The organism is Ornithinimicrobium sp. INDO-MA30-4 (assembly GCF_021535045.1).
Taxonomy (GTDB): Bacteria; Actinomycetota; Actinomycetes; order Actinomycetales; family Dermatophilaceae; genus Ornithinicoccus.
In genome coordinates this window covers 2,300,696-2,326,428 of the sequence record NZ_CP091056.1, presented here as the reverse complement: position 1 = coordinate 2,326,428, position 25,733 = coordinate 2,300,696, and the positions used below count along the sequence as shown (strand labels likewise).

The following is a 25,733-nucleotide window of genomic DNA, read 5'->3' as shown; positions in this document are numbered from 1 at the left end:
CTCTACGGAGCGCATCTGAGCGTTATGACATCAGCCTGTCCAGAGGTCCGTGTCGGGGTGGAATTGGCTCCACGCGAACCAGAAGGCCGCGTGGCTGGGGATCATCTCGCCATCGCTATCGAAGACGCTAAAGCCACCAGCGAATGAGCGCACCTGCACGTCGCCAACAGCAACACTCTCTGCCGATTCAAGTTGCTCGCGCAAGACGCTCACCTGCATACCAAGAGGCCCGGCACCCTAGAAGGGCAAATTAGAAGATCAGGTGCCGGTCGCGAACGTGCTTCGTGGTCGAGATCGCCAAAATAACCAAGCCAGCAAACGCGAGCGCCGCACCAACCAACGTGGGGGCCTGATACCCAAACCCGCCTGCGATAACCAGACCACCGAGCCACGCGCCCAACGCGTTGGCCGCATTGAGCGCGGAGTGGTTCAGGGCGGCACCCAAGGTCTTGGCTTCACCAGCCACACTCATCAGTCGCATCTGCAGGCAAATGACCCACGACGCACCAGACGCGGAGATCAAGAACAAGACGATGAGGGCTGGCACCAGGAACTGCGAGGCATACCAAAAGATCAGCAGCAGCGACATCATCAGCACCCCGCTGACAGCCAAGCCCCGCAAAATTGACCAGTCGGCCAATCGCCCACCCAACGAGTTGCCCATAACGGAGCCGATCCCAAAGGAAAACAGGAAGACCGGCACCCAGGCATCACTTTGTCCAGTGACCTCAGTGACCGTGGGCGCGATGTAGGAGTACATCGCGAACATGCCGCCGAAGCCAATGCTGCCAACGCCCAAAGTTAGCCAGACCTGGCTCTTCTTGAAGGCGCCGAGTTCTTTGCGCCAGGACAGTGATGAGTCCGCAGCGGTCCGAGGCACCCAAAGGCGCACCAGCAGCATCGTCAGCAGGCCAACAACCGCGACCGCCCAGTAGGCGCTGCGCCAACCAAAGACCTGCCCCATCCAGGTGGCTACGGGAACGCCAATCAAGTTGGCTAGCGGGATGCCCATCATCACCGTGCCAACAGCCTTGCCGCGCATGGTGGAGGAGACCATAGAAACGGCAGCCAACGAGGCCAGACCGAAGAAGGCACCGTGCGGCAGACCCGCGACAAAGCGCGCAGCCAGAAGGGTCTCGTAGGTCTGGGCCGAAGCCGATAGCACGTTGCCAACAACAAAGGTGGCCATCATGGCCATCAGCATGAAACGACGCGGGAAGCGGGCACCGAAGATAGCCAGGAGCGGCGCACCGACGACCACGCCCACCGCGTACGCAGAAACGACGTGACCTGCCTGCGGGATTGAGACGTTCATGCCCTCGGCGATCTGCGGCAGCAGACCCATGGTGACGAACTCCGTCACGCCAAGGCCGAAACCGCCCACGATTAGCGCGATAAACGCCAACCTGGTGTCGGCCGGGAGTTTGCGCGAGGTGGTGGGGGCTGCAGACGTCACGTGCTCTATTCTCTCATCTGCGCCGCGGGCCAAGGCCCATCAGTTTTGTCGCACAGCCGATGTGGGCGCACACTGAAAATTTATGACTATGCCGCCTATCCCCCACTTGTCCCGCGTACAACCTCGATACCGAGCACGCTGACTTTGACGTCGTCATCTCAGCAACGGGAAGCGTCCTGACGGTGGCGATCCCGGTGGTTACGATCGTCGGATACGAGACAGTCGGCCACAAACACCGCGATGCGATGTTGGCCCGAATGGATGGAGATACTTCGACATGAGCCTTCACCCCACCGTCGCAGCAGCCAACGCCCTGGCGGACGATTTAAGCGCTTTGCGGCGGGATCTGCACGAAGCTCCGGAGATCGGCTTGCACCTGCCGGGGACGCAACAGCGAGTGCTGAATGAGTTGGCAGACATCGACCTCGAGATCACGTTGGGTAAGGGTCTCTCATCGGTCGTTGGCGTGCTGCGCGGTGGGGCGCCGACTCCAGTAGGGCAAGAGCGCCCTGTTGTGTTGCTGCGCGGCGATATGGACGGCTTGCCCGTCGATGAAGAAGTCGACGCCCCCTATGCCTCGACCAACGGCGCCATGCATGCCTGTGGTCATGACCTGCATGTTGCCGCGCTCGTGGGAGCCACACGACTGCTCGATCAGCGCCGCGAGGAGTTGGCCGGCGATGTCGTCTTGATGTTCCAGCCCGCTGAAGAAGGCCCCGGCGGGGCTGAAGTGATGGTGGCCGAGGGGCTCCTGGACGTTGCTGGCCGCCGGGTCGACGCGGCATACGCAATGCACGTTTTCTCCTCCGAAGTTCCACACCGTCACTGGTCTTCGCGTCCCAAGGAACTGATGGCTGGGGCGGACACGGTCAAGATCACGGTGCACGGCGAGGGCGGACACGGATCAACTCCGTTCCGCTGCCTCGACCCTGTCCCGGTGCTGTGCGAAATCGTGCTCGCCCTGCAGACGATGGTGACCCGTCGATTTGATGTGTTCGACCCGGTTCTCTTGACCGTAGGCCTGATCCGCGGCGGCAGCAAAGACAACATCATTAGCGATGAGGCAGATCTGGCCGCGACCTTGCGGACCTTCTCCGCCCACAACCTTGAGGTCGCGATGCGTGAGATCGTTCGTGTCGTTGACGGAGTGAGCGCTGCGCATGGAATGACAGCCACCGTCGGCTTCAGCGAGGGCTATCCCGCAACCATCAACGACCCGGACGAGTATGCGTTGGGCGAGCAGGTTGTGAAAGACCTCTTTGGTCCGGATCGGATGGAAGTGCGCGAGTTCCCTGAGATGGGCTCCGAAGATATGTCATTCGTGATGAACGAAGTGCCCGGTGCCTACTTCTTCTTAGGCGCCTGCCCACCCGAGGCGGACCCCGATACTGCCGCTGACAACCACTCAGCGCGAGCTGTCTTCGATGACATGGTGCTACCGGACGCAGCCGCGTGGCTAGCCGAGATGGCTATTCGGCGGATTCGTCTCGGCGTTTCTTAACCGACCTCGGAGAATCGCGCGGCGTCACCATCGCCACCAGGCTGATGCCTGTTTGCGGGACCTTCGTCTCTTCGGTGATGACTGACGTCACGCCGTCCTGGTGGATGAATAGACCGATCGCGTCTGGTTGCATCTCACGGAAGTCATCCAGGGTGAACTTGTCCGTCAGTTTCGTGCTGCGGATGCGCATGCCAGCGCGAGAGTGCCGGTTCATGTCCTCAAAAGATTGTGGCGGATCAAACGGCACCCGAGCGCTGAACCGCGGGGCCGTGGCCTTGCGGTCGGCTCCCTTTTTGGCCTGTTGGTCGGCATCGCTGCGCCGCAATTGATAGACGTTGCTGCTGCTCAGCGTCGAGGCAAACTCCTTGGCCGCCGTGCCGTTCGCGTCGTCATCCGACGTTGCCGAGATGAAGGACCCGATGCCGGCTAGGTCCATCTCTTCCACGGCGTATTCGGACAACATGTGGGTGCGCTCTACGCGGATGTTTTCCATCCGGGCCTTACGCAAATTACCTGCATCCTGGGTGACGATCAGGGTCGGCACCTTCAGATCACCCAGCACCGCCGCTGATTCACGCACCCATTGCTCCGCCCCTGCGAACATCACGCCATACGGCGTCGTCGTCGCTAAGCCCAGCCGCTCAGCCAATCGACCAATGCCCAAACCGTAGATCGCAACCGTGGCAACAATGGTGACGAAGACCAATGGCACTAGTTCTTCGGCCCCTTGAGCCAAACCTGTCAAGCGCGAGGCTTCAAGCAGCAAGGAATCTTCCGCTGCTCCCGAAGCCTCAAGCGCAGCCTGCGACGCTTCCTGCGCAGCGTGGTCCAGTTCCAGGGCAAAGATGCTGGTCACTGCGGCAGCGACGATCCCTCGTGGTGCCATGCACGCCAGCAAGACTCGCTCTTCACGGGTCGCACCCGTGCCCAAGAGCCCGAGAAAACACTCACCGGTCGGACAATCAGGATCAGCGCCGCAACGAAAATCGCGGCCTGGGGCGCGATCGAAATGAGCGCATCGGGCGTGACGCGTCCGGCCAACATCACGAATAGCGCGCCAACGAAGAGGACCTGGAGGTGCTCCTTAAACTCCTGGACGTGCTCGAGATGCAGACCTGGACGGTTGCCCAGGTAGATGCCCAACACGGTAACCGTCAAAAGGCCACTCTCTGGCTGTAACACGTTGGATATTTCCAAGGCTCCAATGGCTGTTGCCAGGAAGACGACGCCCTCAAGGAAGTCGGGGATCAAGTGGCGACGCATCAGGAACTCAAGGCCAGCGCCCAAGACGAGGGTGAGCACCGCAGCAATCCCGACGGATTTGCCGAGTGCCTCCAATGCGGTAGCGATCGCACCATCCGGCCCTCCGACGAGAACCGCCTGATAAACCAGCACCGCCAAGATGGCACCGATCGGGTCAACGACGATGCCCTCCCAGCGCAACATGTTGCTGACCCGCCGGGTCGGCCGCAGTTGTCGCAAAATCGGGTTGATCACTGTGGGGCCAGTGACAACCAGAATGGCGCCAACTAAGAGAGCTAGGCGCCACTCCACCCGACTGCCCAAGCCGCCAGGGTGATCAGCGGCCAGGCAATGAGCATCGTGACCGAGCACAGCCGTCGTACCGGCTTGCCGACCTCCCGCAGGTCGCGGAACTTCAGCGATAACGAACCCTCAAAAAGGATGATGCCGACGGCCAGGCTGACCAGCGCAAAGAGCAGGTCGCGGCCGAGCACTTCTTCGGGCGCCACACCTTGCCCCAGGCCAAAACCGACGATCAGCAAGATCAAAATCGACGGGACTTTGACCTTCCACGCAAACCACTGCGAGGCAACCGCCACACCGATGACCAACGCGAGATATTCAGCTGGTCCCACCGGACTGTTCCTCTCGTGCCTGCTCATAGCGCGAGAGCGCCTCGGACCGTGCTGCCGAATGCTCAACAATTGGGTCGGGATATCCGTGCGCTTGACCGTCCAGCGCCTTCCAAGGCTCGTGCACAGATTTACCGTCGAGGTGCCTCAACTCGGGCACATAGCGCCGGATGTAGTCACCGTCGGGGTCGAAGCGTTTGCCTTGGGTGATCGGGTTGAAGACACGGAAGTAGGGAGCGGCGTCGGTGCCGGTGCCTGCCACCCATTGCCAGCCGTGGTTGTTGGAGGCGATGTCACCGTCGATGAGGTGCTCCATGAAGTGCCGTGCGCCAACCGGCCACCAAACGTGCAGGTGCTTCACCAGGAAACTTGCCGTCACCATGCGCACACGGTTGTGCATCCATCCGTCGGCGAGCAATTGACGCATGCCCGCATCCACAAACGGGTAGCCGGTCTTGCCCGCACGCCAGGCGTCCACTAAGTCGGCCGTGTCTGGGTCGTCATCGGGATGGTCGTAAGGCATCGAGGCCAAACTCTGCCGGAGGTCTGTCCAGGCCGAAGAGGGTTGTGCCAGAGGACATCGGCATAGAACTCTCGCCAAGCCAACTCGCTCACAAAAGTGAAGATGCCATCGCCTTCGCGGCCCTCGAGGTCGGCGAGAAGCGTGCGGGGATGGATCGTGCCGTACTTCAGCTGAGCAGAAAGTCGGGACGTGCCGTCCGTGCTCGGCCGATCGCGCTGATCCTTGTAGTCAGCGACCGACTCACCAGCGAACTCTTCCCAGCGGGCATGTGCTGCGGCCTCACTGACCTCATCGACAGTCATGCCTTCGGGCAGGTCAGGAGCCGCGGGCAACTGCTCGGAGTCGACACCACCGTGCCAACTGAGGTCAGCCGGAACCTCGGCAGGGCGCGGCCAGCCGTGTGCTCGCCACGCCTTGGAGAACGGCGTGAAGACTTTGTAGGGGTCACCACCGCCGTTAAAAATCGTCCCCGGCCCGATCGCATACGGGCTTCCGGTGGCTATCAGCGGGGTTTCTCCCAGCGCTTCTCGCACCCGCTCGTCTCGGCGGCGACCAAAGGGCGTCGTTTCTAATGTGATGTGCACGCTGTTGGCGCTCACCTCAGCGACCAACTGCGCGATAACCTCCTCGGGCTTACCCGTGCGCAAGACGACGGCTCCGTCATACGACTCGTTTAGTGCTCGCAGGGCACCAAAAGCACGTTGGTACGCACCGAGGAGTCACCTAAGAGCACTGGGTCAAGGACGAAGACCGGCAATGTCGCTGCCCGCTTCGTGGGCAGCCCCGAGCGCAGGCAGGTCGTGAAGTCGCAGGTCACGCCGCAACCACAGAATCGCCGTGGCCATTGGCGACTAGCGCTCCAACATCGTGCAAATGCAGGCGCGGTTGCCCTCGGGGTCAGCCAAAACCACAAAAGCGGGCGCTTGCGACTCGTCGACCATGGTGCCGCCAGCCGCGAGCGCCGCCTTGATGCGGGCATCGCGAGCGTCGTGCGGGACCCAAACATCGAGGTGGAAGCGCTGACGCGGGGTTTCGTGGGTCTCAGTGTCTTGGAACCAGAGCAGCGGCACCTGATCGTTGACATCATTGACGTCGTAGTCGTTGAGCGCTTCTGCAGAGCCCGACAGCAACGCAGCCCAGAACGGCCCGATGGTCGCGCGGTCGGCCGAATCCAACGCCAACTCAACGACCGTGAGCGCCGACGAGTCAGACATGATGCCCATCTCGTGAGCGATCTGACTGATTCGGCGTGCCATGTCGATGTCGTGCTGGGTGATCGAGTTGCCGAGGTCATGCGAGACCAGTTTGAAGTCAACGTGGCCGTAGGTGAGTTTCACATCAGGGTGGTGGAATGCCTCTTCGGCAGCCATCCCCACGGCGTTGACGAACTCCATTCCGGCGATGAAGGTGGCTGTGTTGAAGCGCGCGTGCAGCGCTTCTGGCATTTTGCGCCAGTCTTTGAGGTTGGCGTCCAGGATCTGTTGCGTCGTTAGTGCGTCCACGAGAACACTCTGACATGAACCTCTGACACAGACTAGGTCGGCCGGTCACGCATTCTGCCCGGACGCGTTCCGAGGTCGACGTCGTCAAAGCCCTCAGAGAAGTCCAAGGCCTGCCCCACCCAGAAATCTAGATCGACGTCGCTGCGCACGACGTCCATTTCAACGGCAAGCCAACCTTCGCTCATCGTCCGCTTGCCCATCCGGGCACGGGTAACGCCATCTCGCTCCAGGAACTCTTGGGTTCGTTCTTTGGGGCAGCTAACGAGCAGATTGCCATACGTGCTCGCAGTGATCACGAGATGTCCGCACACGAGGAACGAGATGCCGCCAAACATCGCTTTCTCTGCGGTGCCGGGGATGTCGCCTAGGGCGTGTCTCAAGCGGTTTGCCAGGTCCACGTCGTATGCCATGGTGCGAGCCTAACGAGGGCAGAGGTCCTTTAGTGGGGCCAAGACCGCTGTTCTCAGCGCTGTGAGGCAAGATCGCTAGCATGACTGACCATGCTCACACAGGCCCCCAGCCGTCTGATGCGCAGGCCTTCTGGGACAAAAAGTACGCCCAAGATCGGGTGTGGAGGAAGCCCTAGCCCGCACTTAGTGGCCAGGGCCAAGGACCTTCCGCCAGGCCGGGCGCTTGACCTAGGAGCTGGCGAGGGCGCCAACGCTATTTGGCTCGCTCAGCGTGGCTGGGAGGTGGTCGCCCTAGACATCTCCCCTGTCGCCCTGTCTACCGCCCAGGAGCACGCGCGCCAAATGACCGACCGCGGGGAACACATCACGTGGGAGAGCGGAGACCTGTATGGCGGATGGCAGCCAACGGGTCACTACCAGCTGATATCCGCTCAATACCTGCACGTTCCCCGAGATCAGATGGCTGCGATCTATCCAGTCCTGGAAGCCGCCGTCGCACCAGGGGGTATCTCTTGATCGCCAACCATCACCCCAATGACTTATTGACCGGAGTGCCTCGACCACCGGATCCCAACGTCTACTCCACGCCAGAGGAGGTTGTTGCTGAGCTCGAAGCGAGCAACTGGGCGACGTTGCAAGCGATGACTCTCGTGCGGGACCCGGTCGAGTTTGACGGCCCCATGGTCGACCTATCCGATGCGGTCATCTGGGGGCAAAAAAAGTAACTCACGAGCCTGAGCCAGCGGCGCCTCGCTCGTCCCCCTAAGAGCGCGGGATCTCCGCCCTTCGCTGACACTCGTCCCCGAACATCAGTTGACGCTGGCAAGCCGTGGCCGGCCAGTAAGTTGGGTCTAAGCCGGACCTTGATTCGGACGTAGATAAGGAATATTTACTCGGGGGTGGACGCGTTCAGTTACTAACCCGCCGCGGTCTAAACGGACCCCGCCTGACGTTTGTCAGTGCGGCGCGGTAGCGTCATCACCAGCAAGATTGAGTCAAGAAAGAGGAGAAACATGAGCGTTTCCTACACCGTCCCCGGTCTCTCTGACGAGCAGAGCAAGACCATGGTCACTGCCTTGCAAGACCGGCTGTCTGCCTACAACGACTTGCACCTGACGTTGAAGCACATCCACTGGAACGTGGTTGGCCCCAACTTCATCAGCGTCCACGAGATGATCGACCCCCAGGTTGAGTTGGTTCGTGGGTATGCCGACGAGGTCGCCGAGCGGATCGCCACCATGGGCGGAGCGCCAAACGGCACCCCGGGCGCAATCCTCAAGGACCGCACCTGGGACGACTACTCCTTGGGCCGGGACCTGGTCCCTGCCCACTTGGCTGCCATGAACCTGGTCTATGTCGGTGTCATTGAGTCAAACCGCAAGGCCATCGCCACGGCCGGCGAGATCGACCCGGTGACCGAGGACATGCTGATCGGTCACACCGCCGAGTTGGAAAAGTTCCAGTGGTTCGTGCGTGCACACCTGGAAAACATGACCGGCCAGCTTGCCGCTTCGGAAGCGTCCACGGAGGGAGAGGCTGCTGAGGCCGCCCGCTGAGCTTGCGCGATTTCTGCAGGCAGCCCTGCTAGATCCCGTTCCTCGGGATCACTCGCAGAGCGACGCAGACTTTCGCAAGCGCCGCATCGTCGCGGCCATTACTTTGGTGGTCGGGTCTGTCCTTCTCGCGATTGGACTGACCCGACCCCCAGGTGCGACCAGTTTCTACGTGGTCACCCTGTTGCTGGCCGCCGTATGGACCGGCGGGGCATTCGCGTCGGGGCCATTGCATTTGGGGTGGGCGCATACCAGGACGGGTGAACGACATGCCCGCCCAATCCTGCAGCCATTCCTGCTGGGTGTGCTGATCGTCGCCATCTTCTGCGCTGGCGCCGTGTTGGTGGCCCAAGTCCCGTTCTTGCGGGATCTGGTCAACAACGTCCTCGACTACGCACGATTTGCCTCACTCCCGGTCGTCGCTGTCATCACCTTGGTGAACGGCATCGCCGAGGAGTTGTTTTTCCGAGGTGCCATGTTCGCTGCCATCGGGCGACGCCATGCGGTGATCATCTCCACTGCCCTCTATGGCCTTGCCACCATGGCCACCGGCAACCTCATGCTCGTCTTTGCCGCAATCGTCCTAGGCTTCGTCACTGGCCTTCAGCGCAGGGTGACGGGTGGGATTCTGGCCCCGATCATCACGCACCTGACTTGGTCGATGTCACTACTTTTCGTCCTTCCGCCGCTCCTCACCGCACTGGCTTAGTGACAACCATGCTCAGCCCGCCAGGCTCCACTTACAGCGACAAAATTAGGAGTTCCCATGCCGGCAAAACGTGCCCTCGTGACCGGAGCCACTGGCTATATCGGCTCCCGTCTGGTCCCAGCGCTGCTTCGCGAAGGGTGGACCGTTCGCGTGCTCACCCGCAACGCCGACAAGATCAAGCCACGTGAGTGGGCCGACCAAGTTGAGGTAGCCGAAGGCAGTGCCACCGATGCTCAAGAGTTGGCAGATGCTCTGGCGGGCGTGGACACCGCTTACTACCTAATTCACTCTATGGACGGTGGTGGCGACTTCGTCTCTCGCGACCGCGCCCTGGCCCAAGGGTTCGCCAAAACCGCCGAAAAGCGGGAGTCCAGCGCCTCGTCTACCTCAGTGGCCTCTACCCGGAGGGCGAAGAACTATCCACGCACTTGGGCTCACGCAAGGAAGTCGAAGACATTCTGCTCGGCTCAGGTGTGCCCACAGCTGTGCTACGTGCCGCTGTGATTCTCGGGGCGGGCTCGGCCTCGTTCGAGATGTTGCGCCACCTCACCGAGCGCCTGCCCGTCATGATTGCGCCGCGTTGGCTATCGACCAACATCCAGCCCATCGCGATCGACGACATCATCCGCTATCTGGTGGGTTCCGGCGATCTGCCGCCCGAGGTCAATCGAGGCTTCGACGTCGGCGCTGACGAGGTGCTGACTTACCACCAGATGATCCTTCGGTATGCGTCGCGCTCGAACCTCGTCAAGCGCCGGGTCCGCACGGTGCCAGTGATGACACCTGGCCTGGCGAGTCACTGGGTTGGTCTCGTAACTCCTGTCCCCTCGAGCATCGCTAAGCCGCTCGTCGGATCGCTGATCCACGAGGTGATCTGCAAAGAGCACGACATTGCTGAGTACATTCCCGACCCAGACGGTGGCTTCGTCGGCTTTGACGCGGCCGTTGACGCGGCCCAAGAGGGCCCACAGGCCAAGCCACTGCGCCCCGAAGTTGACCCCGACCACCCCGGTCGAATTAGCGCTGCTGACCCCGACTGGGCGGGAGCAACCGTCTTCACCGACCGGCACAGCGGCACGGTTGATGCCAGCGTCGATCAAATCTGGGCCGAGATCGAAAAGCTGGGCGGCGAAGACGGTTGGCATGTCCCCGACATCTTGTGGGAAGGGCGTGGCCTGCTTGACCGTGCCGTCGGCGGCCGTGGACACACCAAGCAGCGCACTCCCGGTCCGCCAGCCGCTGGCTCCACGATTGACTCATGGGTTGTCGAGTCCGTCACGGCCACCGGCTCTGACCGCGAACTAGTGCTGCGCTCCCGGATGAAACTGCCCGGTCAGGCGCTGATGATCCTCAACGTCAGCGGCAGCGAGAATGGGTCGCCGACCCTGACTCAAACCGCTAGGTTCACTCCATCGGGCCTGGGTGGCTTGGGCTACTGGGGAGCACTGTGGCCAGCGCACACAGCCGTTTTCCTGGCTATGCATCGCGGTCTGGCTAAATCGGCAGCAAAGGCCGCCGCCGTCTCTTAGGCAGACACGACGCAGATCGGCCCAGGGCACACCATGCAGTGCCCTGGGCCGATCTGAGTCGCCGCGCCTAGGTGTGCGAGATGTGCTGCAGATATCCCTGTGCTGCTCGCTCGCCACTGACCATGGCGCCCTGAATGCTCGCGGTGTCCATGTGGTCACCAGCCACAATCACGGATCGGCTGACTCGCATGGCCTGACGCGTCCGCAACGGCGCTGGTTGGCTGGGCAGCGCCTCGGGCACCTCATGCCGATGGATCAATTGCCACCCACGAGTGTCGACCCCAAACAACTCACCCGTGTGATCAAGCACCTGCTCGGTCGCGGCTGAGCGCCCGCCGTGCATCAGCGACGAGGCTTGCACCAAGTGCCGCCCCGGAGGCGCATACGTGGGCGCAGCGGCCGAAATCACGGCGGCATTCTTGACCGGGCCGGCCTTCGGGCCACGACCATCCACCACGAGCATCGGCGGCATATCCGGTGCTTCATCCATCGTGAACCAGTCAGCCACGACGCCCTTCATCTCAGGCGCTTTGACGCCCACCAGGCTCTGAGCCGCAGTTGCCCCAGTAGCCACCACAACGAGGCGCGCCGAAGCAGTGCGGCCATCTGCGGTGTGCACGATGGCGCGACGACGGCCCTGCTCGATTGAGGCCACCTGCACCCCGGTGGTTACTGCGTCGCCCAACTCGTCGGCAATCTGCTGGGGCAGGGCTTGCATACCCAAGCGAGGCAGCCCCGGTGAGCCAAAGACAAACATCCGCAGCAGCAACCGCATGAAGTTCATCGACGTGGTGCCTTCGTCTTCGAGCACGACACCGGCCAAGAAGGCTTCCATCACCTCACGCAGCGGACCGGTCAGGCCGACTGCGTCCATCGACTCGCCTCGCTGCGCGTCGCGAGCGTTCTTGACCCATGAGGGCGGTGCCAACGCCGGTCCGGCCCAGCGAGCCAGCGCGATGACATCGACGGGTGCCAGCAGGCCGCTGCGCAGCAACTCACTCGCCAGCGCAGGCTCACGAATCGGGTCCACGAGCATGGCAAAACGGTCTTCGCTGCGCACGCCCACGCCCGAGCCAAACATCTGCATACCAAGGGCATTAATGTCGATGTGCTCCTTGATGGCTGGGTAGGCCGGGTTCAACACCTGAAAGCCACGATCGAGGCGGAAACCATCAATGAGATCAGTGCGGATGCGACCACCGACCTGATCACCGGCATCCCACACCGCCACGTTGACGCCTTCGCGCTGCAGGGTGCGAGCGCATTGTAGACCGGCAAGACCGGCCCCAACTACCAGCACGTCGTGTTCAGTGGTTGCGGCGCTCACGTTCGTCATCTGGCCATTCTCCTATGTCGCAGCGTCATTAACGGTTTGCGACTCTGCCGGATCGGGATCGGGATCGTGCAATGGTTCGCCAGCCTTGGGCGCCATCGGTGCCGCGCTGCGGTGGCTATCGAGCCCCGCCATCGCCCAGCGCACGGTGTTCGTGCCGAGTTGGCCGACCGGCTGAGCAACCCAACGTGCCACTGGCTCGCTGACCGGCAGATTCAGCATGTCCCGTGCCCACTGCGGCAGCAGCGCCACTCCGCCAGCTGCGAGCGCGCCGTACCCAGGGCGCGCGGGGATCGGCAGCGGTGGGTTGAGCAGCAGGAACCGGGCTGCTTCCCGGGCAGCTGCCGTTGTCTCCATTTCCGGCCGGTATGCAGCCAGCTCGGCCTGCAACTCAGCCACCGTCGTGGGTGGGTCAATCACACCCAACTTGCCTGCTGACAGGCCTGCTTGCTTGACGTAAAGGTCTGCCTCGGCCGGAGTCAGCGGGACCGGTGCATACGTCTGGAAGCCTCGCAGGAACGAATCGATCTCGGCTATGTGCACCCACATGAGCAAGTGCGGGTCGCTGGCCCGATAGGGACGGCCGAAGGCATCCTTGCCGCGGACCCGTTCGTGGATCCCGCGGACCATGGCGATCGTCTCTTCGGCTAGCTCAATCGTGCCAAGGTGGTCGACGCGAGATAGGTGCTGGTGCGCTGCAGCCTGCCCCAAGGGTCGCCTTTGTAGCCACTGTGCCCAGCCACACCGGCCATAGCCATCGGGTGCAGCATTTGCAGCAGGAGGGCCGTCACGCCGGCCGGGAACATGGACGCGTCCGCATGCACCCGCCATACCGGGTCTTCAGGGGTAAACCATCGCTCGCCCTGCGCGCCCCAAATGTGGGCGGCTCGCTCTTGCGCGTCATCTCCTGCGACCTTGGATCGCAGGGCCTCGCCGATCTTCAGCTGGATCGCGCTTGACACGCTCAATCCAGCAGTTTGGGCCATCTTCACGGGACTGGCTGCCACGGACCTTCACCTCATCGCTAACGTTGCACTTCATACACCTACTGAAAGACTGTCACCACGCCATTTGAGACAACACACCGGGAGGGCACAACATGCCATCATCACGGACAAACGACCGCACACGACAGATCGTGGTCACCGCCTCGGAGGTCTTTTGCCTCATTGGCACGCTCGTTGGCGTCGGGGTCTTAGGCACCAGCGTCGAAGACACTGCGGACGGTGCTCTCGCCGCGGATGCGACCCTGCTTGCGCCCGCGGGCACAGCCTTCTCGATCTGGTCCGTGATTTACATCGGCCTGTTTGCCTACACGATCTGGCAGTGGCTCCCCTCACAGACTACGCGCGAAGTGCACCGCCGCATCGGCTACTTGGCGGCAGTTTCGATGATCCTCAACGCTTCCTGGCTGCTGGTGACCCAACAGGGTTGGATCTGGGTCAGCGTGCTCGTCATCCTGGCCCTGGCGGTCAACCTGGGTCTCTTGTTGCGCAAGATGACGGTGCGCCCCAGCCGCGAACTGACCGACAAGATCATCATTGACGGCACCTTCGGCCTGTACTTGGGTTGGGTCGCCGTAGCCAGCGTCGCCAGCATCACGACCGCCCTCATCGTCAGCGGCCTGGACCCCCACCCGTTCCTGGCCAACATCTTCGCGGTTGCTGTGCTGATCGTGGTTGTCGGGCTGGGTGTCCTCTTCAACGAGCGTCTCGGCGGACGTTGGGCTGTCGCCGCGGCCATGGCCTGGGGCCTGGGCTGGATCAGCGTCGGTCGCCTCACCGACGAGCCGCACTCGATCGTGACCGGCTTAGCCGCCGCCCTCGCGGCGTTAGCGATCCTGGGCCTGGCTTGGCGAGCCCGCAGGTCCCGCTAGGCCGCGACTGGCGTCGAAACCCTCGATGGTGGAGTCAATCTTGCGAGGCCACCAGAACTTCTCGCCCAGGGTCAGCGCCAGAGCCGGCACCAACACCGTGCGCACCACGAGAGTGTCGATGAGAACACCCACGAAGATCACGATGCCGAGTTGAGCCAGCAGCACCAGTGGCAGGACACCAAGAGCCGCAAACACGGCGGCCAGCAAGATACCGGCGCTGGTGATCACGCCACCGGTCGCGGCCAGTGCACGCAGCATGCCCTTGCGAGTCCCAAGTGTTTCGGCTTCTTCGAGCGCTCTGGTCACCAGGAAGATGTTGTAGTCGACACCCAGGGCAACCAAGAAGATAAAGGCCAATAGCGGCGTGCCCGAGTCCATGGCGGTGAAACCAAACACCTGAGTGAACAGCACCCAGGACAGGCCCAGCGCCGCGACATACGTGATCACCACGGTGGTCACCAGCAGGACTGGCGCCAAGAACGAGCGCAGCAAGCCAATGAGCGCCAAGAGCACCAAGCCCAAGATCAGCGGGAAGATGAGCGTGCGGTCTGCGGCTGTGGCTTCCTCTTCATCGATCGCCTGAGCCGCCGAACCGCTGACGTAGGTGTCAGCCGTTTGGCTAGTCACGCCCCGCAATTCAAGGATCGTGTCTCGCGCCTCTGGGCTGCTTGGCGCGTCCTCAGTGATGGCATCGAAGGTGGTGACGCCTTCGGCTTGGGCACTCATCCGCACCGAGTCGATGCCATCAACGTCGCCGATCGCCGTCTCAAGGTCAGCCAACTCGGCCTCGTCGGTGGCAGCCGTGACGATCACCGTTGGGTCGGAACTGCCAGCGGGGAATGATTCGGCCAGTCGAGCCGATGCTGAGATCGACTCTGGCTCATCCAGGAACTGCTCCGAGGTCGGCAGGCCCAAGTCGACGCGGAAGACGCCCAGGGACAAGACGAATAGCGCTGCCAGGGTGCCGATGATGAAGGCCGGAGGGCGCTTGTTGACCATGTCACCCACGCGACGCCAGATCGAACGAGTCTCGGTGATGGCCTTGGCCCCAAGCTTGGGCACCAGCGGCCAGAAGATGCCGCGGCCAAAGAGGACCAGCACTGCAGGCAGCACAACGAGGGCAAAAGCTGCGGCGACCAAGATACCGACGGCACAGGCAACCCCGAGGCCACGAGTGGTCGGGAAGGCCGACAAGGCCAGGGTCAACAGGCCAACGAAGACCGTCGAGGCACTGGCAAAAACTGCCTCAGCCGTGCGCCGCAGAGCCAGCAGCATCGCTTCGTTGCGGCTCTCGTGCCGCTTGAGCTCATCTCGATAGCGGGAAATGAGCAAGAGTGCATAGTCGGTGCCCGCACCAAAGACCAACACCGAGAGGATTCCGACGGTGGATTCATCCCACGGGATTGAGGCAACTTCAAGCACGTTGGTCGCGACAATCGAGGCAACTCGGTCGCCAACACCCACCACAATTAGCGGCACCAGCCACAGGAACGGGCTGCGATAAGTGACCAACAGCAACAGCGCGACCACCGAGGCCGTCACGGCGAGGAGTTGGAAGTTGGCGCCTTCAAAGACTGCGGCCAGGTCAGCCTGAATGGCTGCTGGGCCGGTCAAGGCGGACGTGACGCCGTCCGGCACCTCCTCGGCCAAGTCAGCGCGCAGCTGGGTCACCTGCTCGGCAGTCACCGTGGCCGTCTCGGCCGGAACGGTGAGCACCGAGATTGCCGCAGATCCGTCCTCGGAGGGGACGACCTGAGCGGTGACGCCTTCGGGCGCGACTGAGTCCATCACCTCTTGCAAGGCGGGCAGTTGGCTGGTGATGTCATCGCCATCAACCGTGAAGAGCGCGATCGCAGTAGAGGTCTCGTCCTCGGGCAGCCGCTCCTGCAGCGCGACCGCCTCGGTGCTGTCATAGCCGGCCGGTAGCGAATCAGTCGCCGACGGCGAGCGCTCACCATCTGACACGAATCCGGCGACCGCCAGGGCCAGCAAGAAGGTAACGACGGCAACAATCCAGGCGCTCTTGCGCCCAGTGATGATCTCTGCAGGTGACTTCACAGATAGATACTACGACGATCTAACTATTTTGAGGAACCGGAATCTCTCGACTCCAAGAGGTGAGCCGTTACCAACGCGTCAACCATCGTGCCGGTCAGGGTGCCCGCATGACCATCGGGTGGGTCGCCAAACTCCGTAACCAGCGCATCAGCAAGCTCAGGTATGCCGATCCATCCGGCTTCTGCCCGTTGCAGAATCAAGGTAGCAGGGGAGAGAGGCGATGGATCATGCCGTTCGCGAGGACCAGAGCCTCGCCCTCGCGCTCCAGCACATCAACGATGTCACCAACCCTGACCTGCCGAGCCAGCGAGAATCCATCGATTTCGTGAACGCTCACGGCACCTCCTCCATGATTTCGCGCGCCAACGGCAACAGGTCGGACGCCTCTGAATACCTAACGCGCCTGGCTCCGCCCGTCAATTCAAGGATGTGCGCCAACCACTGCAGCGGCTTGTCCGTCACCATAAAAGCTGACGACTCCGGGACAGCGGCCTCAACGGCGCTCAAGGTGTCCAGTTCAGCGATCTGCGCTGGGCCCTCATGCGCCGCGACTCGGTCAAGGAAAACCAGCCCGGCCGGACGGGCAGCAACAGCGGGGAGACTAAGGCCCAAGGGCCCCGGTGCCCGCTCTTCTTTGACGCCGGCTGCCTCCTCCACTCTCGTCGAGACTGGTTTGGCGTACGGAGCGATCGTGCCGTCACGTCGAATGGCGATCGTTTCGTCAGTGAGATAGCTAAAACTCGGCCCAAGGGTTCGCACCAAAGTCGACTTACCCATGTTGCCTGGCGCCACCCAGATCGAGGCCTTGCCTGTCTGCGGGTGAGCTAACCCAGCCGCATGCAGCATCAACAAACGACCTGATTGCTCCTTGATGGCGGCCGAGGTGACGTACTGGGTGAGGAGCATCAGCAAGCGCCCTGGGTCTGGCTCTGCGAAAGCCCACGGTTTGCCCGGCTTGGGCTCCCAACCCACGGTCCGGTGATGGCGCTGTCCCCCTCGGGCAACAACTCGGCGACCACCACGGCATCCACGTCGGTGGTCGGCGCGAGGGCGAGACTCCAGGCCTCTTCAGCGCGGGCAAACAACTCATCGGTGTCTCGGCCATGCAACACGATTTCTATCCGGGTGTCCAAGACGTGCACTGCCAACCGTCGTCCACCCATGGCTTTAGGGTATCCCGGCTTATCCTGAGGGACATGTTCAGCATTTCTCTGCTTGCCGCGACCGTGATCGTGGCAGTCATCTTGCTCATCAGTGGCGTCGCCAAAGCCCGTGACCCGCACCCACTACGCGCCTGGGCCGACATGGGCATCCCCAAGGCAGCGCGCAAAATGTGGCTCGCTCGCACCCATGCCTATGGCGAAATTGCGCTAGCGGTTTTCTTGCTGGCTCTGCCTGGGGCACTCGGCATAGCAGTTGCGGTAGTTGTTCTGCTGCTTTTCGTCGGCTACTTCGTGCTCATCGCCAAGCTGGTCGCTGACGAGGGCGACACCAACTGTAATTGCTTTGGATCGCTGGGGTCTGGTGTCGTCGATCGCTGGACTTTGCTGCGCAATGGGGTCTTGGTCGCACTAGCCGGTCTGAGCATCACTGACCTCGCCCTCAACGGAGTCGCCGCACCTCGCATACTCGATCAGTTTGGGTGGATCCTCGCCCTAGCGGTGACCGCTTTGGTGACGGCCCTAGTGCTCGGCGCCTTCTCAGCAGCTCCGCAAGCTGACCCCGAGGACCTCGAAGACTACATGCGTTCTCCAATCCCTTATGTCGACCTGATCGGCCCATCGCTGGACTCGAAGACGACGTTGCGCGGCCTCGCCCAGCAGCAGGCAGTGTTGCTGCTGATGCTCTCCCCTCATGCTCCCCTTGTGTCCGGGTCACCGATGCCATTCCCGACATCGCGAAGGACCTGCCGATGGTCGCCGTCCGGATCGTCACAGCCGCCGACTTGACCTCCGCGTTTGACCGTCAGCCAACCTGGGAAGGCATCGCCTACACCGAAGTGGGTCATTCGCTCTCGGAGCACTTCACTTCTGCTCGACCAGCCGCGATCCTCTTGGGCGCCGATGGCCTGATGGCTGGTGGCCCAGTCACCGGGCCAACCGCGATCCTTGAACTTGTTGATGAGATCAAGGAACAACTCCTCGAGGCTCAGGGATAGGTATGCCTCGCGCGGCTGAGGATGACCAGTCACCGGATGAGGTAGCGCTGGCGAACGCCGCGGCGGAAATTTATCGTTCTGCACCCCAGGACTTCGTCGCGACGCGAAAGGCAGCGGCCAAGGATGCTCGTGCCGATGGCCACAAGAGTCTGGCGCTAGAGATCACCGCGTTGCGCAAGCCAACGCAAGGCGCAGACGCCCTGAACAGAGTGGTGCACGCACAGCACCCGGTGTTGGCCGACATTGCCGAAGTTGGGGCTCACTTGCGGCACGCACAGTCAGCCATGGACACGGCATCGCTGACCAAACTGCGCCCTCAGCGCGATGCCGTCATTGAGGCAACCCTGCAAGCCATCGGGGCGGTCAGCGACGGGCCATTGTCCGATGCCCTCAAGCAGTCTGTGCGAGACAGCCTGATCGCTGCCTTCGCCGATGCTGCCGCTCAAGAGGTGGTGCTATCGGGCATGTTGACTCGCACTTTGAGCTATTCAGGTTTTGGCGAGGTCGACGTGACTCAAGCCGCGGCGCGCACCAGCACGGGAACCGTATTGACCGCCATCGTGGGTGGTGGACAAAGCGACGCAGACGAGGCTCATGAGCTAGACGAGGGCCCAGACCTAAGACAACGACGGATCCAGGAAGCTAAGGCTCAACGAGATCGCGAGGCCGAACAGGCGAGAACCTCGGCAGCGAAGGCGCTGGCCGAGGCAGAGCGCGAGATGGCCCGTGCAGAGGCCGAGGTGCTCCAATCAAGCCGCCTCCTGCACGCCGCTCAGCAACGTCTGAACGAGGCAAGCAATGCCCGAGATGCTGCGGCAAAGGCCGTCAAAGCGGCCAAATAACGCAAGAGCGGGTAGCGGGCCACCTGGCCTACTACCCGCCCTACAATGCGAAGTCAGTCTTGCTTGCTCGCGTCGACCTTGCGGATCATCTTCCACGCGGCGGGGAAAATCGCTGCAGCAATCAGCCACTTGACGATGCCACCAGCAATGAAGGGGTAGAACCCGAGCGTCAGCACGGTGGTGATGTCGTGCTGGCCGGTGATCATCGCAAGGTAGGGCAGACCAAAGATGAAAGGCACCAGACTTGCGAGGCCGAAGCCGGCCATCGAGAGCATTGGGCGCCGGTCCCACTCACGCTCAGCGAGCCAGCCGATCACGCCAGCAGCAACGATGAAGCCGATGATGTAGCCAAATGAGGGCTTCAGCAGGTAGGCAGCGCCACCACCGAACTCCGCAAACCACGGCACGCCAGCCAGGCCGACGGCCGTGTAGGTGCCGAGTGCGGCCACGCCGCGTCGCATACCCAAGCTTCCACCGACCAAGAGGACAGCCAGGGTCTGGCCGGTGATCGGGACGGGGTACAGCGGGATAGTCACCTGGGCCAAAACGCCGACCGTGATGGCACCAACCATCACCAAGACGATGTCAGTGGCCATACTGCGGCTGATGAGCCGGTCGGCCAGGACAGGCTGACGGGCAATGCGGCGGTGCTCACGAGCAGCCTCCTGCTAGTTGAAGGGAACGTCCCCGCCACAGTAGCGACATCTGGCCCCCAGGCGGTAGCGCCACGACCGGGCTCATAGGATCTAGCCAACGCCCCACCCCACGAAAGGCCTCGTCATGAACGTCATCGCTTCCCTTGTCGTCACCGGCATCATCTTTGGCATCCTCGACTTCTTCTGGCTAGGCCGGGTCGGTCGGCCGTTGTATGACGAGCGCATGGGCTCGATTCTCAAGCCAGAGTTCAACATGGTGGCCGCACTGATTTTTTACGTCATCTACGTGGCGGGCATCACCTACTTTGCGACCCAACCCGCGCTCGCCGAAGGCTCGTTTGGCAAGGCCGTGCTCGCGGGAGCATTCCTCGGCTTCTTTGCCTACGCCACCTACAACCTAACCGCGCTGGCCGTCCTCAAGGGCTACCCCGCTTCGATCGTGGCGATTGACATGGCCTGGGGCACGCTCGCGACCGCCATCTCCAGTGGCGGTACCTACTTGGTGATCCGCGCGCTGCCCTGGTTTAACTAGCGCTGATTAGCGCCCTGGGCACGCTTCCCCTCAAACTAGGAACGTGAAGATTGAATCCTGACCAGTGGCGGAGATTGCCCCGGCCTCAACGCGGTGATTCGCGGTGCGGTGATGAAGGGCGATCGCATCTACGGACACACGTTTGTCGGCATCCGCGACGGCTGGCGCGGCCTCGTGCAAGACGACGTTTTTGACCTGCCGCGTCACGATGTGCGTGGCCTGTCCAAGCAGGGCGGGACGATCCTGGGCACCTCGCGCACCAGCCCCTTTGCGCACGGTGGCACTGAACGGGTCAAGCAGGTGATGGCCAATCACGGCATGGACGCTTTGATCGCCATCGGCGGCGAGGGCACGTTGACCGTGGCTCGTATGCTGCACGACGAGGGCATCAACGTGGTCGGCGTCCCCAAGACGATCGACAATGACTTGTCGGCCACCGACGTCACCTTCGGCTTCGACACAGCCGTCGCCATCGCCACCGAATCCATTGATCGTCTGCGCACCACCGGCGAATCCCATCACCGTTGCATGGTGGTTGAGGTCATGGGCCGACACGTCGGTTGGATTGCGCTGCACGCCGGTCTCGCATCTGGCGCGCACGCCATCTTGGTCCCCGAAGTCCACGTCGGCATGGACCAGATCGCGTCTTGGATGACGAGCACCCACGATCGTGGTCGGGCCCCTGTAGTGGTCGTCTCAGAGGGTTTTGTCCCCGAGGGCGAAGGCGAAGCAGTGTCGCTGCGCGGGTTGGATGCCTTGGCCGCCCACGGCTTGGGGGCATCGGCGATCACCTGGCATTGGAGATCGAATCGCGCACGTCGCTGGAGACCCGATCCACCACTCTGGGTCACCTGCAGCGCGGCGGCGTGCCCACCGCATACGATCGGGTGTTGGCAACCCGCTTTGGCACCGCAGCCATTGACACCGTCAGCCGCGGCGAGTGGGGCGTCATGGTCAACCTCGTCGGCATGGAGATCGGCACCGTGAACCTGCGCGATGCCACCAGCGAGCTCAAACTCGTTCCCCGGCACGCTTGGGACGAAGCCGCGATCCTGTTCGGCTAATCACGCCCTAGGTATGTGGCGCGCCTCGCGCCCAGGCCCGCGCCACGAAGGCGGTGCCGTGACCACGCAGCGTCACTGCATCGCCAGCGCACGCTTCAACCATCGCCGCCCGGCCCCGGTGCAAGTGAACGATGACCCCACGGCTTGAGACGACTTCTGCTGAGCCATCGACGATAAGCACCACCGCAGGTCCATCGCAGGGCAGCGTCAACGTCGTCTCTTCCGGCCCAAGATCCACGGCATCGAGGCGAAACTCCTGCGCCGGACACTCGTAGTGAGTCATCAAGCTAATTCGCTCTGCCCCAACGAACCGGGGTGGGCGAGGCTTGATGTCCGTCAAGCTCAGCAATTCATCGGGGTCGATAAACTTGCTGGTCAACCCCGCGCGCAGGACATTGTCGGATGAGCCCATAATCTCGACGCCAGCACCGCAGAGATAGGCATGCAGGTCACCGGGCCCAACATATATCGCCTCGCCGGGCTTGAGGCTAATGCGATTCAGCAGCATGGCCACCAAGACACCGCTGTCTGCTGGGTAGCGCACCGCCAGGTCGAGAATCGTCTTGGCTTCGGCTGAATCCACCCCTTGCACGCCTGTGCCACGGACTCCACCAGGCCGCCAGCCCATTGCCGTTCCCCCAACACCCTGCGCAGGTACTTCTCCGCGCCGTCGTCGCCAGCGAGTAACTCCCTCAGACCTCGCCAATCGGGGTGATCGACCTTAAGTTGGTCAAAGAATAGTCGTGTTGAAGCGAGCGGCCGGAGCCCACTGAGCGCTTCAAAGTCGGTCAGCGCAACAATCATTTCCGGCTTGCCAAAGGGGTCGTGATAGCGCCGACCTGGATCGCGAATATCCAGGCCAGCAGCTTCTTCAGCGGCAAACCCGGCCGCTGCCTGCTCGTCATCGGGGTGCACCTGCAACGAAAGCGGTTGTGCAGCGGTCAGAATCTTCAGCAAAAACGGAAGTCGGTCGCCAAATTGCGCCCGAACTCTTGACCCGAGCACTGCTTGCGGATCCAGAACAACTCGCTGCGCCAAACTCAGGCCTGAATTCACCCAGGAAGAATCAGCAGGATGGGCCCCGACCCATACTTCTGCGTGTGGTTCGCCGGTGTAGGGCAAGTCCAGCAAACGCGGGATGAACTCGGCGCTGCCCCACGCATAATGGCGAATGGGGTTAGTCAGGGGATAGACCGGAAACCACGTGGGACCCGATTGGTTTACTGCCTGTGGGGTCCCCGAAGTCAGCGAATCAGCGGGGTCCATCAACTCACGTCCTCTGGAATCTGCGAGCACAGGGGATGCTCGTTGAACGACCCTTATTCTAAGCGCGAAAGCGGAATGGGCTCGGACACGTTATCCACACATGGAAGCCCATAAGCCACGCTGCACCACCACGGGCGCATCAGGGGCTTGTGGGCCGTTCAATGCTTCGTCGTCATCGCCCCAGTGAGAGCGCACAAACCAACTAGACGGCAACCGGTTGGCTACCCGACAATTTTCAGGGGGCACCAAGAGATGACGCCAGTGAACCAGGCGGTGCATGGCGGGCAACTTTCCCCCGCGTCAGGTGTGACACGCTGAGCGCATGACCCTTGCGCCACAAACGCCGGTAACCGCTGCCGACATTGACGCCGCTGCCAAGCGCCTCACCGGGCGAATTACGCATACGCCCGTGACCTACAGCCACCGGCTATCGCGCAACACCGGAGCACACGTATGGCTCAAGCGTGAAGACCAACAGGAAGTTCGCTCCTACAAGAGCCGGGGCGCCACCAACCTGATTGACCAGTTGAGTGATGAGCAAAAGGCGGCCGGAGTCGTCTGTGCGAGCGCCGGCAACCACGCCCAAGGGTTGCTTTCGCCTGTGCGCAACTGGGCGTCCAGGCCCGTATCTATTTGCCCCGAACCACGCCACGGCAGAAGCGCAATCGGGTAGCGACCCTGGGCGGCTCCTATGTTGATGTCGTCGTTGGGGGCGATACCTACGACGCCGCCTCGACAGCAGCTAGCGACTACGCCGCAACCACCGGCAGCACTTTGGTGCCAGCTTTGACCACCCGTGGACGATCGCTGGTCAAGGCACCGTTGTGCGTGAAGCCATCGAAGATCTCCCCAGGTGCCAGACGTTGTCGTTGTGCCGGTTGGTGGCGGTGGGCTCCTGGCTGGAGCGGCTACCTACCTCTCGCAGCGACATCCTGAGGTGCGAATCGTTGGAGTCGAGCCAGCCGGTGCGGCCAGCATGCGGGCTGCGTTGGACGCTGGCGGGCCGGTCATGCTGCCTAGGTTGACCCCTTCGTTGATGGCGCCGCCGTGCGCCGAGTGGGCGATCACACCTTCCCGGTCGCTCAAGCTGCCGGTGTTGAAGTGCTCTCGGTCAGCGAGGGCCGGGTTTCAGTCGAGATGATCGCTCTCTACCAAACGGAAGGGATTGTGGCCGAGCCAGCCGGGGCGCTGGCGCCTGCGGCGCTGGAGGCCCTTAATCTGCAGCCTGGCCAGGTCGTCGTGGCGATCCTGTCCGGTGGCAACAATGACGTGCTGCGCTACCCCGAGGTGATGGAGCGCGCACTTGTCCACGAAGGGCGCAAACACTACTTCTTAGTGGACTTCCCGCAGGAGCCTGGCGCTCTGCGAACATTTTTGTCCGAGGTGCTTGGCCCAGACGACGACATCGCGCTCTTTGAATACGTCAAGCGCAGCAACCGAGAGACCGGTCCAGCGCTGGTCGGTATTGAGCTTGGCCGCCGTGAGGACCTCGCTCCGCTGCTGGCGCGGATGGACGCCTCCAGGATGCAGGTCGAACAAATCCCGCCGGACAGCCCGTTGTTCCGGTTCATCCTCTAGCGGGCCTGCACTCCCGGTGACGGGCGGCTACACTCCCCCACTCGGTGGGCGGGCCTAGCGAGACCATCACGGCAAACAGAACCCCCAGGCCGACGATGGCAATGGCCGCAGCGACGAAGGGGCTCTGCAGCACACCGGTCACGAGCTTTTCGGGGCCACCGCGCGGCTTAGCTCCGGACAGACGCCACTTCGACTTGAGCAACCCACGGCGCTGCGCCCACCGTTCAAACGGGATCGTCACATACGGCGGTATGGCGCTGGCCAGGCCCATGAGTGTCTGCTTGCCGGTCCACCGCTGGTCCAGGAGACCATCAACGTGGTCGCAATGTAGGCGAGAAAGACAAAGCCGTGCAGGCCGCCACCGATGGTGACCAACAGATCAGTTGTCTTGGTGACGTACTTCAAAAACATGCCGATCAACAGCAAGGTCCAGGTCACGGCCTCGGCGAGGGCCACGGTGCGAAAAACTGGCGGGGTGTCACGGAACCTCCATTTGCGTGGGGCGGTCATTGCGGCTTGGTGCCCGGCCCCATTGCCGCTTACGAGAACTAGCCTAAGCCGCCGAGATGAGGAGAAAGACCCCCAGGGCGGCACAGCCACAACTGCTCGCCAAGAACAATCCGACCCACAACCCCGGCACGGTATGCGTGAGTCGCGCCAGTTGGCCCGGGTCCGACCCTGCTTGGTGCCCCCGTTTGCCGATCGCCGCCATATCCAGCACGGCCCGTGGGGCTCCCAGCAGCAGCAAGAAGGTCAGAAGGTAGGCGAGCCAACTCAGCGTCGTCGCTGGCAATGACCAACTGGCCCAGGCCAACGGAATCGTGATCGCCAACATGGTGAGGCCGCCATAGACATTGCGGATGGCCAGAGTCATCACGATCGCGGCGAGGACCAAGAACCACAGCAACCCCACGGCATACCCCTGGGAAAGGAGATAAGCGGCGACGAGGCCAAAGACGGCCGGCGCGGGATAGCCCGCGATCAGTGTGGCCACCATGCCGGGCCCGCGCGGTTTGCCAGAAGAGACGGTGAGGCCTGAGGTGTCGGAATGCACTCGGATGCCCGCCAGTTTTCGACCCACCATCAGCGCCACGACGGCGTGACCGGCTTCGTGCACGACGGTGATGCCGTGCCGAGCGATCCGATACGTCGATGGGCTTCCCACGAGGACGAGCGCCACCAGGGCCAGCACCGTCGTAATAGTCAGCGACAGTGGCGCTTGAGTGCCGGTGGAACGCTCCCAGATTTGGCTTAGGACATCGAGCACAGCGGTCCTGAGGGCTGGCTGTTACTCGACATGGGCAAAACACTAG

Annotated in this window: 32 protein-coding genes and 5 pseudogenes; 16 read left to right on the top strand and 21 right to left on the bottom strand. The window is 62.4% G+C overall.

What is annotated here, in order from left to right; translation table 11 throughout:
- Window positions 1–30 precede the first annotated feature (30 nt).
- The gene (locus tag L0A91_RS14025; RefSeq protein ID WP_235244988.1) at window positions 31–204 is read right to left on the bottom strand and encodes a DUF3179 domain-containing (seleno)protein; all 174 of its coding nucleotides are present in this window, start codon (window positions 202–204) and stop codon (window positions 31–33) included.
- 46 nt (window positions 205–250) lie between these two features.
- Window positions 251–1,456 carry an MFS transporter gene (locus L0A91_RS14020; RefSeq protein WP_235244986.1) on the bottom strand — a complete coding sequence of 402 codons (1,206 nt, stop codon included), beginning with the start codon at window positions 1,454–1,456 and terminating at the stop codon, window positions 251–253.
- A 277-nt stretch (window positions 1,457–1,733) separates the two neighbouring features.
- On the opposite strand from L0A91_RS14020, the gene L0A91_RS14015 reads away from it, so the two are divergent.
- On the top strand, window positions 1,734–2,957 hold the full coding sequence (locus tag L0A91_RS14015) for a M20 family metallopeptidase (RefSeq protein WP_235244985.1): 1,224 nt from the start codon (window positions 1,734–1,736) through the stop codon (window positions 2,955–2,957).
- On the opposite strand, the gene L0A91_RS14010 is transcribed toward L0A91_RS14015, so the two are convergent.
- The 6 genes and pseudogenes from L0A91_RS14010 to L0A91_RS13985 form a co-directional block, all read right to left on the bottom strand.
- Window positions 2,926–3,855 carry a hypothetical protein gene (locus tag L0A91_RS14010; protein WP_235244984.1) on the bottom strand — a complete coding sequence of 310 codons (930 nt, stop codon included), beginning with the start codon at window positions 3,853–3,855 and terminating at the stop codon, window positions 2,926–2,928. The two genes, L0A91_RS14015 and L0A91_RS14010, sit on opposite strands and share 32 nt — an antisense overlap.
- A pseudogene (locus tag L0A91_RS14005) lies at window positions 3,810–4,861 on the bottom strand (cation:proton antiporter). Before L0A91_RS14005 ends, L0A91_RS14010 begins: the two are co-directional and overlap by 46 nt.
- Window positions 4,821–5,354, bottom strand: coding sequence for an FAD-binding domain-containing protein (locus L0A91_RS19240; RefSeq protein WP_311197849.1), 534 nt, complete (start codon window positions 5,352–5,354; stop codon window positions 4,821–4,823). The pseudogene L0A91_RS14005 and the gene L0A91_RS19240 overlap by 41 nt, the downstream one beginning before the upstream one ends.
- Window positions 5,309–6,199, bottom strand: a pseudogene (locus L0A91_RS19235) (deoxyribodipyrimidine photo-lyase). Before L0A91_RS19235 ends, L0A91_RS19240 begins: the two are co-directional and overlap by 46 nt.
- A 6-nt stretch (window positions 6,200–6,205) precedes the next feature.
- Complete coding sequence (locus L0A91_RS13990) at window positions 6,206–6,856, bottom strand: 4a-hydroxytetrahydrobiopterin dehydratase (RefSeq protein ID WP_235244981.1); 651 nt, start codon at window positions 6,854–6,856, stop codon at window positions 6,206–6,208.
- A 32-nt stretch (window positions 6,857–6,888) separates the two neighbouring features.
- Complete coding sequence (locus L0A91_RS13985; protein ID WP_235244980.1) at window positions 6,889–7,266, bottom strand: TfoX/Sxy family protein; 378 nt, start codon at window positions 7,264–7,266, stop codon at window positions 6,889–6,891.
- Window positions 7,267–7,452: 186 nt separating this feature from the next.
- Here L0A91_RS13985 and L0A91_RS13980 point away from each other — a divergent pair, with 186 nt between their 5' ends.
- The 6 genes from L0A91_RS13980 (at window position 7,453) to L0A91_RS13955 (ending at window position 11,057) form a co-directional block, all read left to right on the top strand.
- Window positions 7,453–7,782: a bifunctional 2-polyprenyl-6-hydroxyphenol methylase/3-demethylubiquinol 3-O-methyltransferase UbiG gene (locus L0A91_RS13980; protein WP_235244978.1), complete on the top strand. Its 330-nt coding sequence runs from the start codon at window positions 7,453–7,455 to the stop codon at window positions 7,780–7,782.
- Window positions 7,779–7,991, top strand: a complete 213-nt coding sequence (locus tag L0A91_RS13975) for a hypothetical protein (RefSeq protein ID WP_235244977.1) — start codon at window positions 7,779–7,781, stop codon at window positions 7,989–7,991. The genes L0A91_RS13980 and L0A91_RS13975 overlap by 4 nt, the downstream gene beginning before the upstream one ends.
- A gap of 288 nt (window positions 7,992–8,279) precedes the next feature.
- Window positions 8,280–8,822 (top strand): Dps family protein, encoded by a 543-nt coding sequence (locus L0A91_RS13970; RefSeq protein WP_235244976.1) that lies wholly within the window; start codon window positions 8,280–8,282, stop codon window positions 8,820–8,822.
- A 169-nt stretch (window positions 8,823–8,991) separates the two neighbouring features.
- Complete coding sequence (locus tag L0A91_RS13965) at window positions 8,992–9,528, top strand: CPBP family intramembrane glutamic endopeptidase (protein ID WP_311197848.1); 537 nt, start codon at window positions 8,992–8,994, stop codon at window positions 9,526–9,528.
- 57 nt (window positions 9,529–9,585) lie between these two features.
- On the top strand, window positions 9,586–10,032 hold the full coding sequence (locus L0A91_RS13960; protein ID WP_235244975.1) for an NAD(P)H-binding protein: 447 nt from the start codon (window positions 9,586–9,588) through the stop codon (window positions 10,030–10,032).
- Window positions 9,957–11,057: a DUF2867 domain-containing protein gene (locus tag L0A91_RS13955; protein ID WP_235244974.1), complete on the top strand. Its 1,101-nt coding sequence runs from the start codon at window positions 9,957–9,959 to the stop codon at window positions 11,055–11,057. Before L0A91_RS13960 ends, L0A91_RS13955 begins: the two co-directional genes overlap by 76 nt.
- 67 nt (window positions 11,058–11,124) lie before the next feature.
- On the opposite strand, the gene L0A91_RS13950 is transcribed toward L0A91_RS13955, so the two are convergent.
- Window positions 11,125–12,393: an NAD(P)/FAD-dependent oxidoreductase gene (locus tag L0A91_RS13950; RefSeq protein WP_235244973.1), complete on the bottom strand. Its 1,269-nt coding sequence runs from the start codon at window positions 12,391–12,393 to the stop codon at window positions 11,125–11,127.
- A gap of 12 nt (window positions 12,394–12,405) precedes the next feature.
- Window positions 12,406–13,160, bottom strand: a pseudogene (locus tag L0A91_RS13945) (oxygenase MpaB family protein).
- A gap of 368 nt (window positions 13,161–13,528) precedes the next feature.
- Here L0A91_RS13945 and L0A91_RS13940 point away from each other — a divergent pair.
- Window positions 13,529–14,266, top strand: a complete 738-nt coding sequence (locus L0A91_RS13940) for a tryptophan-rich sensory protein (protein WP_235244972.1) — start codon at window positions 13,529–13,531, stop codon at window positions 14,264–14,266.
- On the opposite strand, the gene L0A91_RS13935 is transcribed toward L0A91_RS13940, so the two are convergent.
- From L0A91_RS13935 to L0A91_RS13915, 5 genes are read right to left on the bottom strand one after another with little or no spacing between them, the layout of a single operon-like run.
- Window positions 14,222–16,324: an MMPL family transporter gene (locus L0A91_RS13935; protein ID WP_235244971.1), complete on the bottom strand. Its 2,103-nt coding sequence runs from the start codon at window positions 16,322–16,324 to the stop codon at window positions 14,222–14,224. The two genes, L0A91_RS13940 and L0A91_RS13935, sit on opposite strands and share 45 nt — an antisense overlap.
- Window positions 16,325–16,347: 23 nt before the next feature.
- A complete protein-coding gene (locus L0A91_RS13930; protein ID WP_235244970.1) occupies window positions 16,348–16,524 on the bottom strand; it encodes a hypothetical protein in 177 nt (58 codons plus the stop codon).
- Entirely contained in the window at window positions 16,521–16,661 is a 141-nt protein-coding gene (locus tag L0A91_RS13925) for a hypothetical protein (protein ID WP_235244969.1), read from the bottom strand. The genes L0A91_RS13930 and L0A91_RS13925 overlap by 4 nt, the downstream gene beginning before the upstream one ends.
- Complete coding sequence (locus L0A91_RS13920) at window positions 16,658–17,230, bottom strand: hypothetical protein (RefSeq protein WP_235244968.1); 573 nt, start codon at window positions 17,228–17,230, stop codon at window positions 16,658–16,660. Before L0A91_RS13920 ends, L0A91_RS13925 begins: the two co-directional genes overlap by 4 nt.
- The gene (locus L0A91_RS13915; protein WP_235244967.1) at window positions 17,230–17,487 is read right to left on the bottom strand and encodes a hypothetical protein; all 258 of its coding nucleotides are present in this window, start codon (window positions 17,485–17,487) and stop codon (window positions 17,230–17,232) included. The genes L0A91_RS13920 and L0A91_RS13915 overlap by 1 nt, the downstream gene beginning before the upstream one ends.
- A gap of 33 nt (window positions 17,488–17,520) precedes the next feature.
- Here L0A91_RS13915 and L0A91_RS13910 point away from each other — a divergent pair, with 33 nt between their 5' ends.
- Genes L0A91_RS13910 through L0A91_RS13900 form a run of 3 tightly spaced genes read left to right on the top strand, consistent with a single transcriptional unit; the run spans window position 17,521 to window position 19,324 of the window.
- The gene (locus tag L0A91_RS13910) at window positions 17,521–18,273 is read left to right on the top strand and encodes a MauE/DoxX family redox-associated membrane protein (RefSeq protein ID WP_235244966.1); all 753 of its coding nucleotides are present in this window, start codon (window positions 17,521–17,523) and stop codon (window positions 18,271–18,273) included.
- Window positions 18,270–18,482, top strand: coding sequence for a hypothetical protein (locus L0A91_RS13905; RefSeq protein WP_235244965.1), 213 nt, complete (start codon window positions 18,270–18,272; stop codon window positions 18,480–18,482). The genes L0A91_RS13910 and L0A91_RS13905 overlap by 4 nt, the downstream gene beginning before the upstream one ends.
- A 2-nt stretch (window positions 18,483–18,484) precedes the next feature.
- The gene (locus tag L0A91_RS13900) at window positions 18,485–19,324 is read left to right on the top strand and encodes a hypothetical protein (protein ID WP_235244964.1); all 840 of its coding nucleotides are present in this window, start codon (window positions 18,485–18,487) and stop codon (window positions 19,322–19,324) included.
- Between the two features lie 53 nt (window positions 19,325–19,377).
- Here L0A91_RS13900 and L0A91_RS13895 read toward each other — a convergent pair whose 3' ends face one another.
- On the bottom strand, window positions 19,378–19,920 hold the full coding sequence (locus L0A91_RS13895; protein WP_220123238.1) for a biotin transporter BioY: 543 nt from the start codon (window positions 19,918–19,920) through the stop codon (window positions 19,378–19,380).
- A gap of 184 nt (window positions 19,921–20,104) precedes the next feature.
- Here L0A91_RS13895 and L0A91_RS13890 point away from each other — a divergent pair, with 184 nt between their 5' ends.
- Together L0A91_RS13890 and L0A91_RS13885 are read left to right on the top strand one after the other, a co-directional pair.
- Window positions 20,105–20,512 carry a DUF2177 family protein gene (locus L0A91_RS13890; RefSeq protein WP_235244963.1) on the top strand — a complete coding sequence of 136 codons (408 nt, stop codon included), beginning with the start codon at window positions 20,105–20,107 and terminating at the stop codon, window positions 20,510–20,512.
- A gap of 54 nt (window positions 20,513–20,566) precedes the next feature.
- A pseudogene (locus L0A91_RS13885) lies at window positions 20,567–21,576 on the top strand (ATP-dependent 6-phosphofructokinase).
- Between the two features lie 7 nt (window positions 21,577–21,583).
- Here the strand turns inward: L0A91_RS13885 and L0A91_RS13880 are convergent.
- Both L0A91_RS13880 and L0A91_RS13875 read right to left on the bottom strand, forming a co-directional pair.
- On the bottom strand, window positions 21,584–22,159 hold the full coding sequence (locus tag L0A91_RS13880; RefSeq protein ID WP_235244962.1) for a hypothetical protein: 576 nt from the start codon (window positions 22,157–22,159) through the stop codon (window positions 21,584–21,586).
- Complete coding sequence (locus L0A91_RS13875; protein ID WP_235244961.1) at window positions 22,075–22,842, bottom strand: type I phosphomannose isomerase catalytic subunit; 768 nt, start codon at window positions 22,840–22,842, stop codon at window positions 22,075–22,077. The genes L0A91_RS13880 and L0A91_RS13875 overlap by 85 nt, the downstream gene beginning before the upstream one ends.
- 322 nt (window positions 22,843–23,164) lie before the next feature.
- On the opposite strand from L0A91_RS13875, the pseudogene L0A91_RS20065 reads away from it, so the two are divergent.
- The 3 genes and pseudogenes from L0A91_RS20065 to L0A91_RS20055 all read left to right on the top strand — a co-directional run bounded on the left by L0A91_RS20065 (window position 23,165) and on the right by L0A91_RS20055 (window position 24,420).
- Window positions 23,165–23,778: pseudogene (locus L0A91_RS20065) on the top strand (pyridoxal-phosphate dependent enzyme).
- A complete protein-coding gene (locus L0A91_RS20060) occupies window positions 23,696–23,983 on the top strand; it encodes a pyridoxal-phosphate dependent enzyme (RefSeq protein ID WP_397333738.1) in 288 nt (95 codons plus the stop codon). Before L0A91_RS20065 ends, L0A91_RS20060 begins: the two are co-directional and overlap by 83 nt.
- Window positions 23,899–24,420: a hypothetical protein gene (locus L0A91_RS20055; protein WP_397333737.1), complete on the top strand. Its 522-nt coding sequence runs from the start codon at window positions 23,899–23,901 to the stop codon at window positions 24,418–24,420. The genes L0A91_RS20060 and L0A91_RS20055 overlap by 85 nt, the downstream gene beginning before the upstream one ends.
- Here the strand turns inward: L0A91_RS20055 and L0A91_RS19230 are convergent.
- From L0A91_RS19230 to L0A91_RS13860, 3 genes are read right to left on the bottom strand one after another with little or no spacing between them, the layout of a single operon-like run.
- Window positions 24,410–24,691, bottom strand: coding sequence for a hypothetical protein (locus L0A91_RS19230; RefSeq protein WP_311197847.1), 282 nt, complete (start codon window positions 24,689–24,691; stop codon window positions 24,410–24,412). The two genes, L0A91_RS20055 and L0A91_RS19230, sit on opposite strands and share 11 nt — an antisense overlap.
- Window positions 24,658–24,930, bottom strand: a complete 273-nt coding sequence (locus L0A91_RS19225) for a DUF3817 domain-containing protein (protein WP_311197846.1) — start codon at window positions 24,928–24,930, stop codon at window positions 24,658–24,660. The genes L0A91_RS19230 and L0A91_RS19225 overlap by 34 nt, the downstream gene beginning before the upstream one ends.
- A gap of 43 nt (window positions 24,931–24,973) precedes the next feature.
- Window positions 24,974–25,687, bottom strand: coding sequence for a M50 family metallopeptidase (locus L0A91_RS13860; RefSeq protein ID WP_235244960.1), 714 nt, complete (start codon window positions 25,685–25,687; stop codon window positions 24,974–24,976).
- Window positions 25,688–25,733: the final 46 nt, after the last annotated feature.